General features: G+C 32.4%; 14 protein-coding genes and 1 pseudogene. 14 read left to right on the top strand and 1 reads right to left on the bottom strand.

The genetic code is table 11. The annotated features are described in order from the left end of the window. The first annotated feature begins 294 nt into the window (after positions 1 to 294). From BO51_RS09515 to BO51_RS09450, 14 genes and pseudogenes are all read left to right on the top strand, one after another. Positions 295 to 522: a hypothetical protein gene (locus BO51_RS09515; protein WP_496486140.1), complete on the top strand. Its 228-nt coding sequence runs from the start codon at positions 295 to 297 to the stop codon at positions 520 to 522. Positions 523 to 569: 47 nt separating this feature from the next. Then, positions 570 to 848, top strand: a pseudogene (locus BO51_RS09510) (ABC transporter transmembrane domain-containing protein); the annotation flags it as partial. A gap of 27 nt (positions 849 to 875) precedes the next feature. Beyond that, complete coding sequence (locus BO51_RS09505; RefSeq protein ID WP_496486142.1) at positions 876 to 977, top strand: hypothetical protein; 102 nt, start codon at positions 876 to 878, stop codon at positions 975 to 977. After that, on the top strand, positions 934 to 1,188 hold the full coding sequence (locus tag BO51_RS09500) for a hypothetical protein (RefSeq protein WP_496486138.1): 255 nt from the start codon (positions 934 to 936) through the stop codon (positions 1,186 to 1,188). The genes BO51_RS09505 and BO51_RS09500 overlap by 44 nt, the downstream gene beginning before the upstream one ends. 216 nt (positions 1,189 to 1,404) lie before the next feature. Further along, positions 1,405 to 1,707: a hypothetical protein gene (locus BO51_RS09495; protein WP_496486136.1), complete on the top strand. Its 303-nt coding sequence runs from the start codon at positions 1,405 to 1,407 to the stop codon at positions 1,705 to 1,707. 45 nt (positions 1,708 to 1,752) lie between these two features. Next, a complete protein-coding gene (locus BO51_RS09490) occupies positions 1,753 to 3,606 on the top strand; it encodes a heavy metal translocating P-type ATPase (protein ID WP_496486134.1) in 1,854 nt (617 codons plus the stop codon). 84 nt (positions 3,607 to 3,690) lie between these two features. Next, entirely contained in the window at positions 3,691 to 3,924 is a 234-nt protein-coding gene (locus tag BO51_RS09485; protein ID WP_496486132.1) for a heavy-metal-associated domain-containing protein, read from the top strand. Positions 3,925 to 4,007: 83 nt separating this feature from the next. Then, a complete protein-coding gene (locus BO51_RS09480) occupies positions 4,008 to 4,694 on the top strand; it encodes a Crp/Fnr family transcriptional regulator (protein ID WP_496486130.1) in 687 nt (228 codons plus the stop codon). A gap of 557 nt (positions 4,695 to 5,251) precedes the next feature. Next, positions 5,252 to 5,878: a hypothetical protein gene (locus BO51_RS09475; protein ID WP_496486128.1), complete on the top strand. Its 627-nt coding sequence runs from the start codon at positions 5,252 to 5,254 to the stop codon at positions 5,876 to 5,878. After that, positions 5,832 to 6,146, top strand: a complete 315-nt coding sequence (locus BO51_RS09470) for a hypothetical protein (protein ID WP_496486126.1) — start codon at positions 5,832 to 5,834, stop codon at positions 6,144 to 6,146. The genes BO51_RS09475 and BO51_RS09470 overlap by 47 nt, the downstream gene beginning before the upstream one ends. Before the next feature lie 230 nt (positions 6,147 to 6,376). After that, the gene (locus BO51_RS09465; RefSeq protein WP_496486124.1) at positions 6,377 to 6,508 is read left to right on the top strand and encodes a hypothetical protein; all 132 of its coding nucleotides are present in this window, start codon (positions 6,377 to 6,379) and stop codon (positions 6,506 to 6,508) included. 64 nt (positions 6,509 to 6,572) lie between these two features. Beyond that, positions 6,573 to 7,136, top strand: a complete 564-nt coding sequence (locus BO51_RS09460; protein ID WP_496486122.1) for a DUF4256 domain-containing protein — start codon at positions 6,573 to 6,575, stop codon at positions 7,134 to 7,136. Positions 7,137 to 7,168: 32 nt separating this feature from the next. After that, the gene (locus BO51_RS09455; RefSeq protein ID WP_496486120.1) at positions 7,169 to 7,588 is read left to right on the top strand and encodes an arsenate reductase ArsC; all 420 of its coding nucleotides are present in this window, start codon (positions 7,169 to 7,171) and stop codon (positions 7,586 to 7,588) included. A gap of 100 nt (positions 7,589 to 7,688) precedes the next feature. After that, a complete protein-coding gene (locus tag BO51_RS09450; RefSeq protein ID WP_496486118.1) occupies positions 7,689 to 8,009 on the top strand; it encodes a putative heavy metal-binding protein in 321 nt (106 codons plus the stop codon). 45 nt (positions 8,010 to 8,054) lie between these two features. On the opposite strand, the gene brnQ is transcribed toward BO51_RS09450, so the two are convergent. Further along, a complete protein-coding gene (brnQ, locus tag BO51_RS09445; RefSeq protein ID WP_496486116.1) occupies positions 8,055 to 9,350 on the bottom strand; it encodes a branched-chain amino acid transport system II carrier protein in 1,296 nt (431 codons plus the stop codon). Between the last annotated feature and the right edge of the window lie 248 nt (positions 9,351 to 9,598).

The following is a 9,598-nucleotide window of genomic DNA, read 5'->3' as shown; positions in this document are numbered from 1 at the left end:
AAAAAGGGATATAATCACTAATATTAATGAATTGATTTAATAAATTAAGCAGATTGTTTTGATTTTGATTATAAAATTTATCAAAGTCAGTAGAAACGTCACAAAGATTTAATTGTTTAGCTGAAACTGGCATAGGATTCTCCTTTCTTTATTTATTTTGAGTTATACACATCTAGTTAATGAATATATACCCAAAATGGGGGGAATCCAGCCATTTCAATATATAAAATATAGTGATTATGCGAGTCGCAGAGTTCTGCAACGAGCTATAATATTAAATAATGGGGGGGGAAAATGGAGAATAATGTTAAGGATATAAAATATTATTTGAAAAAATCATTTCCATTTATCATAGCTATTTTTATGTCAGCAATAATAGTTGCTTTGTCACAAGTATCTATAGCATTATCAATGAAATATGCATTGGAGATGCTTTTATCTGAAAAATACAATGAAATAATTTACCTTTTGATAATCTTTTTAGCAATTATCCTTATTTCTGGTTTGGATATTATTTATTAGAGGTCTCAGGAGCTAAGTTTAAGAAAAGTTATCTTTTTTCGTTAAAGAAAGATTGTACAGACCAAATATTAAAAATGTCCATGAGAGATTTTTCACAACACTCAATTGGAGAAATATCTTCAACAATAACAAATGATGTAAATAAATTTGAAACTCAATATTTAGACACTATTATAAAGATAATTTTACAAACTACTACATTTATTTTTTCAAGCGCTGTCTTATTTTACTACAACCCTTTGTCAGTATTTGCTGCTATTATGTTGTTTTTACCTAGAAAATCATACCAACAAATGGGTCTTTTAGGAAATCAGACTTTTCTTTAGAGATTCTTAAAGGGGAAAAAGACTTTAATTTTAGGTTCAACTAGATCAGGCAAATCGACAATATTAAAGTTATTAGCAGGGTTGTATGATGATTACACAGGAAGTATATATATATGGCAAAGAGATTAGAGATATTTCATCTGAATTGCTTTTCAAGTTGATTTCTTTTGTTCCTCAGGATACTTTTATTTTCAACAAATCGGTTAGAGAAAACATTACTCTTTCTACGCAGACTGATTTAACTAGACTTGAGAGAGTAATAAAAGATGCATTGCTAGATGATTTTATAAACAAATTAAGTGAAGGAATGGAGACAATATTAGGTGATGAAAGAGTCTAAACCTAATTATAATTAATAGTATTGTATAAATAAAATGTCCATTGAATTGATTTCAAAATGGACATTTTATTTTTTGTTCTAATGGAAGAAAAATTTATTGATAATATTATAATAGTTATTTTAAATTTTGATATATATCAATGTTTTTTCATTCACTTCTTGATAATATTAAAATACAGAATAAGTCAAATTAGAAAATTGAAAGGGGTATGTGTGATGAAGGAACATGAAACATTCATAAAAGATAGTGAAGGATATTTAAAAAAATTAGATCAATTAATTCCAATCGTAGATCGAGTTCATGGAGGAAATCATCCTGAATTTCATGAGGTACGGGAATTATTCGACATAATTCTCAATAAAACAAATGAATTAAAAACAGGAAATCCTAATCTTGATGAGGAGTTCGACAAATTACGTGAAATAACTGCTAATTATAAGGTGCCTAGTGATGTCTGCGAAAGTTATGAATCAGTATACAACATGCTGTCAAAATTAGATGAGATATACAGTAAGTAGAATGTATTTATATCAAACGGTTTGTCTAGAAAGAGGCGAGTATAAATGCAAAAAATGATATTAGAAAGAAAAAATCACATAACAGTTATTAGTGGGATTTTAATTGCTACTGCATTTATTAGCAAATTCGTATTTGGAAACACTGAAATTTTTTTGTGGTTACTGGTTTTTGCGTCTTTTTTAGGCGTAACGCCTATAGCTATACAAGCATATCAAGCTCTTAAGGTTAAAGTAGTCAGCATAGATGTGTTGGTGACCATAGCAGTAGCTGGTGCGTTTCTAATAAGAAATTTTGAAGAATCAGCCATTGTGACATTCCTTTTCTTATTTGGAGCATATCTAGAACAAAGGACATTGAACAAAACAAGATCAGCTATAAAAGAATTGACGGAAATGGCTCCGGAAAGTGCCTTAAAACAGATGGATAACGGAGAGTTTGAAATTGTTGAAGTAGGCGAGGTAGAAGTAGGGGACATATTGCTTGTTAAAACTGGTGCAAAAATACCTGTCGACGGAACCATTATAACCGGAGAGGGTTACATTAATGAAGCAAGTATCACAGGTGAATCCTTCCCAGTTTTTAAGAAGAGAGATTCTAAAGTGTTTGCTGGGACTATTTTGGAGAATGGAACTCTTAAAATTATTGCAGACAGAGTAGGGGAAGATACGACGTTTGGGAAGATAATTGAATTGGTGGAAGAGGCACAAGACTCTAAATCAGAAGCAGAAAGATTTATTGATAGGTTTTCAAAACATTATACACCAGCAGTGTTAGTACTATCTTTCATAGTATGGTTGATTTCAAGAGATATTGAATTGGCAATCACAATACTAGTATTAGGATGTCCTGGTGCGTTGGTGATAGGCGTTCCTGTATCCAATGTAGCAGGCATTGGAAATGGTGCAAAACATGGAGTGCTTTTAAAGGGCAGCGAAGTAATCGGTGATCTTAGCAGGCTTGATACCATTGTATTTGATAAGACAGGAACCCTTACTTTAGGCAATCCAAAAGTTGTTCAACAGAAAATTTACACTGACAAATTTGAAAAGATATTAAGTTACCTATTGAGTATAGAAAAGGAATCCAATCATCCTCTTGCAAAGGCTATAGTTGAATATATTGGAGATGTTAAAGCTTATCCAGTAGAGAGGACAGAGGTAATTAGAGGTGGAGGGATCATAGCTCAGATAGATGGACACAGGGTTGCAGTTGGCAATGTAGCTTTGATGGAAAAAGAAAATGTGTATTTAAATGAAAAGATTAAGAAAGATATTTTAGGGATGCAATCTGAAGGCAACTCATTGGTTCTGACTTCATTAGAGGGTGAAATACAGCTTTTGATGGGCATTCGTGATCCAATCCGCCCAAGTGTGAAAGGAGCTCTAAAAAAACTCAAAAAATTAGGCATAAAAAATCTGGTATTGCTTTCTGGGGACAATCAGGGAACAGTTGATTTAGTAGCAAAAGAACTAGGGCTTACAGAAGCATTTGGCAATATGCTACCTGAAGATAAGCAATCATTTATTAAAAATCTTCAGGCTAAAGGCCAAACAGTAGCATTTGTTGGAGACGGGGTAAATGACAGTCCTTCCTTGGCATTGGCACAGATTGGCATCGCTATGGGCAGTGGTACAGATGTGGCAATAGAAACATCTGATGTAGTATTAATGAACTCTGATTTTGGACGCTTGCCCCATGCATTGGGTTTGGCAAAAGCAACTGCCCAAAATATGCGACAAAATATTATGATAGCATTAGGAGTAGTACTGGTTTTACTTATCAGCGTTTTCTTTAGTGAATGGATGAATATGTCCATTGGAATGTTGGTCCATGAATTGAGCATTCTGGCTGTAATACTAAATGCCATGAGATTATTGCGTTACAGATTAAGGTACTAATCAGAAAACAAGTGAATGATTTTTACAGAGATCGATGAAAAAATTTGGCAAGGGGTATAATTAAAAAAAGAAGGGATGATGAAAATGAAAAAAGCAATTATCCAATTGGAATCTTTGACTTGTCCATCGTGCATGCAAAAGATAGAAAATGGTGTTAAATCTATAGATGGAGTCGAAAACAACAGTGTAAATGTATTGTTCAACTCAAGTAAAGTAAAGTTTAACTATGACGATGAAATTGTGTCAATCAAGGAGGTTGAAAAAGTCATAGAAAAGCTAGGCTATGAAGTGAAGAAAGCTCAGGTCAAAGATATATAATATCAAGGACACCTTATTGATTAGCAAACTCACAATATTTAGGTTTAGATTTTGGGCAAAATATAGAATGGGAGGTGAAGAAATTGTCTCAATGTAACCACTCAAAAGAATTATGTGTAAGGAAAGTGCCGATATTTTCAGAGTTAGATGATGAAAAACTCTTGGAGATAAACAACCTTGTTCGAAAAAAAGAGTATAAGAATGGTGAAATCATATGTCATGAAGGAGATCCAGGCGAATATCTATATATAATTGAATCCGGTTTAGTCAAACTATTTAAGATTGGTAAAAATGGGAACGAATATATATTAAGGTTGTTAAGAGAAGGACAATTTTTTGGAGAAATGGTGCTGTTTAAGGACGATGTATTGAACAGCAGTGCTGAGGCGATTGGAGATTGTCGCATTTGTACAATTCATAAGAATGACCTTGAGATGTTAATAAAAACATCTTCAGATCTTTCCTACAGTCTTTTGGCCGCAGTAACAAGCCAACTAAACAAGGCTGAAATCCAATTGGAGTCTTTAGTGCTTGAAGATGCAATGGAAAAAACCTTAAGGCTATTGCTTGAATTAGCAAAGGAGAATGGCATTAAGAACGAGGAAGGAATATTGATTGAATTACCGCTAAGTCGTGCTGGATTAGCAAGTTTAATTGGAGTTAGTCATGAGACTCTAAGCCGTAAATTATCAGAGCTGCAAGAAGAAGGGATTTTACTAATTAAAGGGCAAAAGCAATTACTATTAACAAATAAGGTGAATGTGGAATAAATATAGTAGAATTATCGGAATCATTCTAAAACATCATATTTTAAAGATTGATTTTTATATGTTTTCCAATACTTAATAGATACTAAAATCACTATTAAATAAATTAAACCATAAAGAATAAAGTGTTATAATAATGTCATAGTTAGAAAAATAAATTTAAATAAAAAATTAAGAGCTATTTAGACAAATTATAAACTCTATAAAGGAGTTACAACTAATATGAGTAATTTTAGACTTATTTCAGAAATAAAAAATCGATTTAAGAATAGGCATTCAACAAATAGGTATGTAAAAAAATCTATCGTGTTGACGTCAGTTCTTCTTTTAAGCTTCATCCTTTATGCTTGTTCACCAAATGAAAAAATGACTCCAATTTACCGATCGATACAATTCCCGATATCATTGAAACGAATGAACCTTCTGATCCATCAGATGTATCGGGAGATACACAAACCCAATCGCCTACATTTGAGACAACGGAACCATCATCTCAAAGTGATATATCAGCTGTTATAGAAAAAGCTGTTAAAGCTTTTGTTCCCAGTGTTTCCTTTGACATGTCTAATATGAATTTATCAAAAGACGAAGTGCAGATAACAATACAAAACGCATATTTTGATGTTCTTTCAAATGATCCATCATTAAAATATGCTTATTCGATCACTATTGATTACGATGACAGAAATCAAATGGCATCGTGCCAGTTAAATTATATGCCATATAAAACAGGTGAGGTGAATCCCAATAATATTTCAGAAGGTGTTTATGTCATTTCTACTTACCAAGATTTAATAAAAATAACTAACCAACTAACAGGACAAAAGTCAGCACAGATCGCTATAATTAATCCGGAGATGGATTATGAGATAATGCAAAAAGTACTTCTATCTCAATGTGGTTATGGTTATATTATCTACTCATTCAATGATGATGCAACAAAATTACTTGCGTCTGCTCCAATAGGAATGACTTTAGATCAGTGTGTAGATAGAATTGAAAAAGCGGATGAGTATGCAGAAAACATTTTAAAAAGTATTATCACAACGGGAATGTCGGATGAAGAAAAGATTAAATCTGTATATGATTATGTAACCTCTACAGTTGTATATGATCCCGAATTTAAAGGTAGTACATCTGATGTATCCATTGACTCGACCACAGCTTATGGTGCATTTAAAAAATAAGACTGCTATTTGTGGTGGATATGCAAATGCTGTATATTTACTTTTGTCTCACTTAAATATTCCATGTTACAATGTTACTGGAAAAGGACAAGGCGTAGATCATATGTGGAATATAATTCAATATAATGATACTTTTCTATATTTTGATGCCATATGGGATGCTGGTGTGGATAGCAACTACTACGTTTATTTTGCAAAAACACAGGATTATTTCGAAACCTTTTCACATATTTGGGATACAAATATGATAGATGCTCTCACAAAATAATATTATTTTCTAATAAAAATATTTGTTTTGATTTTAAATGTTATAAAATTTATATTCTTAAAGATGAACTTTTTAGATAGTGAGTTTGGAGATAGACCATTGTACTATATTCATCGCTACTTAATATGTTTTGTCTTATTGCTCATAAGGATATTAAGAATTCGACTGATTCATAAAATGAAGAATCGATAAATTCTAAGATTTAATATTATATTAAGAAGGGGATTATTATGGCTTTTGATTTCAAGAAAGAATACAAGGAATATTATATGCCAAAAGCAAAGCCCGAGATTGTAACCATCCCTAAGATCAATTATATCGCTGTTCGTGGGATGGGTGACCCCAATGAATGGGTAAAGTAATACTGAAGAAAGATAAATATACAAGCCCATGGAGACGACTAAGATAATAGGAGATGTAAAAGACTTGGACAGAATTAAAGAATTATCAAATACATTGGCAGAAGAACTCCTAAGAACATTGGAGAATAGGTTTAAAGAAAATATGAATAGGCATAAAAAACTTGAATGGGAGGCAATATATGATAGGCTAAAGCTAAACAAAGAAAAACTATGGTCATTGAATGAAATGGAAAGAACTGGTGGAGAACCTGATGTAGTTGATTACATTATAGCTAGCGATGAATATATATTTTGCGATTGTTCTAGAGAAAGTCCGATAGGGAGAAGATCACTTTGTTATGATGAAAAGGCACTTTCATCAAGAAAATCCATGAAACCAGATGGAAGTGCCTTAAGCATGTCAATAGATATGGGTATAGAACTATTAAATGAAGATGAATATAGGAAGCTGCAGGAGATAGAAAAATTTGATACAAAAACGTCCTGTTGGATTAAAACACCAGATAGAATTCGTGAATTGGGTGGGGCATTATTTTGCGATAGACGTTATGATACTGTTTTTGTGTACCACAATGGAGCGGATTCATATTATTCTTCAAGAGGATTTAGAGGAGTGCTGAAAGTATAAATAGTTAAGAAGTGAAATTAGGAGGTATCCATATGGAAAATGAAAAATTGAAAGTGGCATTTATATGTGTACACAACTCATGTAGAAGTCAAATTGCAGAAGCTTTAGGCAAACACTTCGCTTCGGATGTTTTTGAGAGCTATTCAGCTGGCACAGAAACAAAACCTCAAATCAATCAAGATGCAGTTAGACTTATGAAAGAGATATATGGCATAGATATGGAGAGAGACCAATACTCTAAGCTGATAACTGAACTTCCAGAAATTGATATTGTAATAAAGATGGGCTGTAATGTGATTTGCCCGTTTGTGCCTTCTAAATATGAGGAAGACTGGGGATTAGACGACCCTACAGGAAAGAACGACGAGGAATTTAAAAAAGTTATTTTCACAATAGAAGAAAAAATAAAAGAATTAAAGACTAGAATAGAATCTAAAGAGTTGCCAATATAAATTTAGTATGATATTAAAATTTTGATTTTACATTTTCGATAAAAAGTAAATATATGGTATACTATAATTGCAATTAATTTAAAAGATAAGAGGGGATATCATGATTGTAACCACAACTCCAAATGTAGATGGCAAAAATATTATAGAGTATAAAGATATTGTTTTCGGTGAAGTTATTTTAGGAGTGGATTTTATTAAAGATTTTGCTGCTGGATTATCCAATTTTTTTGGCGGTAGATCAAAATCTTACGAAGGAGAGCTAATCGAAGCACGAGAAACAGCTATAATTGAAATGAAAGAAAGAGCAGAAAAAATAGGAGCAAATGCAGTTGTAGGAGTGGATATAGACTATGAAGTACTAGGGCAAGGCGGGAATATGATAATGGTAACTGCTTCTGGCACCGCTGTAGTAGTAGAGTGATTGTAAAAAATAAAAGCTAATGGCTTAAGCCACTAGCTTTTTACATTATAAATCAGCTTTATCGTATTTTTGGGGTTTTATGATAGCTCCTAAAATTGCTCCTAAGAATGCTGGCAAAGCCCATGTAAATCCATATGAGGAAAAAGGAAGAAAATTTACAATCTTTAGGACAAAACCGTTAACACCAAGCATATTTAAAGTTTCTAATGCGCTGATAACTAATGTAGCGTATATGGAATACCTAAATACATTGTTATTTTTAATGCTGTCGCCTAAAAAAACAGTGAGTAGAATTAAGACAATGACAATAGGATACATAAAAGTAAGTATTGGCTCAGCTAGTTTTATTATGTATTCAACTCCATTTATTGACATGACTGCACTAAATAAAGTAGTTACAATTACAACAACCTCATATTTTAACTTGCCATTGCTAATTTGACTAAAATATTGTCCTACAGTTGCTGTAAGCCCAACTGATGTAGTTAAACATGCCAATCCCACAACCAATCCCAGACCTATTTCTCCGAAGGCTTGAAGTAAATTGTTAGCAATATTCATAATTAAATCAGTTCTAGTAATAGTTTTTGGAAATAATTGACCGCCTGTTGCACCAAGGTAACCTAGTCCACCATATACAAATGCTAAACCAGATATTGCAATTATTCCAGCTCTCTTAGTCATTGAAAATTGATCTTTTTTGCTGCTATAACCTTGTTGAGCTAGTGATGTAGATATTATCCCGCCAAATAATATTGCTGCAAGCGCATCCATAGTCTGATAACCTTGTGTAAATCCATCTGAAAACGGTCTAGCTAAATTCTCATCGACAGGATCCCCCATTGGAAAGAAAATTCCTCTAAAAATCAATAATAGCAAAATAATCAAAAGCACAGGAGTTAGTACTTTTCCAATCTTGTCTATTACACTTGTAGGTTTAATCGTAAGCAATAAAGTTATTCCAAAATAAATAATCATAAAAACTATTGGATTTGCATGTGGAAGAATTGGAAGCACACCCATTTCAAAAGAAGTTGCTCCAGTCCTAGGAATTGCAAGCAAGGGTCCTATTGCAAGGACTATTGTTATGCCAAGAAATTTAGAAAATAATGGAGAAATTCTATTTCCTAATTTGCTAACATCTCCACCGGCTCTGGCAGAAGCTATTATTCCCAAGAATGGTAAGCCTATGCCTGTTATAAAAAAGCCTATCATTGACCAGTTCCACTTATCGCCTGACATAAAGCCTAAAAATGGTGGGAATATCAGGTTTCCTGCTCCGAAAAACATTGAAAACAGAGCAGCTCCAAGAATTAACGAATCTCTTTTTTTATTGTGCATTTACATACCCCCAAATTTGATTTATCTCTATTTTTATTATTTTAGCACTATTTTGATAATTGAGCAAATATATACAATAGCATCAATTTATATAAATTACTATTGTTAATGTAATATATTTACAAATATCAGCATTGTCATTTACAATGTTTGGAATGCCTTGAATTAAATTTTATGACAAATCAAAAATATTATTTATAAAACAATAAAAAAGTATTTACAAAGTTTCTTAGACATGATAATATACT

Source organism: Soehngenia saccharolytica DSM 12858, from assembly GCF_059568515.1.
The sequence above is the reverse complement of the archived record's forward strand: the minus strand, read 5'-3'. Positions and strand labels throughout refer to the sequence as shown.

Excerpts from the sequence above, each read along its gene's own strand:
- BO51_RS09515 (WP_496486140.1), top strand. The coding sequence starts at position 295 with ATGGAGAATAATGTTAAGGATATAAAATATTATTTGAAAAAATCATTT.
- BO51_RS09500 (WP_496486138.1), top strand. The coding sequence starts at position 934 with ATGATGATTACACAGGAAGTATATATATATGGCAAAGAGATTAGAGAT.
- BO51_RS09495 (WP_496486136.1), top strand. The coding sequence starts at position 1,405 with ATGAAGGAACATGAAACATTCATAAAAGATAGTGAAGGATATTTAAAA.
- BO51_RS09490 (WP_496486134.1), top strand. The coding sequence starts at position 1,753 with ATGCAAAAAATGATATTAGAAAGAAAAAATCACATAACAGTTATTAGT.
- BO51_RS09485 (WP_496486132.1), top strand. The coding sequence starts at position 3,691 with ATGAAAAAAGCAATTATCCAATTGGAATCTTTGACTTGTCCATCGTGC.
- BO51_RS09475 (WP_496486128.1), top strand. The coding sequence starts at position 5,252 with ATGTCTAATATGAATTTATCAAAAGACGAAGTGCAGATAACAATACAA.
- BO51_RS09470 (WP_496486126.1), top strand. The coding sequence starts at position 5,832 with ATGTATCCATTGACTCGACCACAGCTTATGGTGCATTTAAAAAATAAG.
- BO51_RS09465 (WP_496486124.1), top strand. The coding sequence starts at position 6,377 with ATGGCTTTTGATTTCAAGAAAGAATACAAGGAATATTATATGCCAAAA.
- BO51_RS09455 (WP_496486120.1), top strand. The coding sequence starts at position 7,169 with ATGGAAAATGAAAAATTGAAAGTGGCATTTATATGTGTACACAACTCA.
- BO51_RS09450 (WP_496486118.1), top strand. The coding sequence starts at position 7,689 with ATGATTGTAACCACAACTCCAAATGTAGATGGCAAAAATATTATAGAG.
- brnQ (WP_496486116.1), bottom strand. The coding sequence starts at position 9,350 with ATGCACAATAAAAAAAGAGATTCGTTAATTCTTGGAGCTGCTCTGTTT.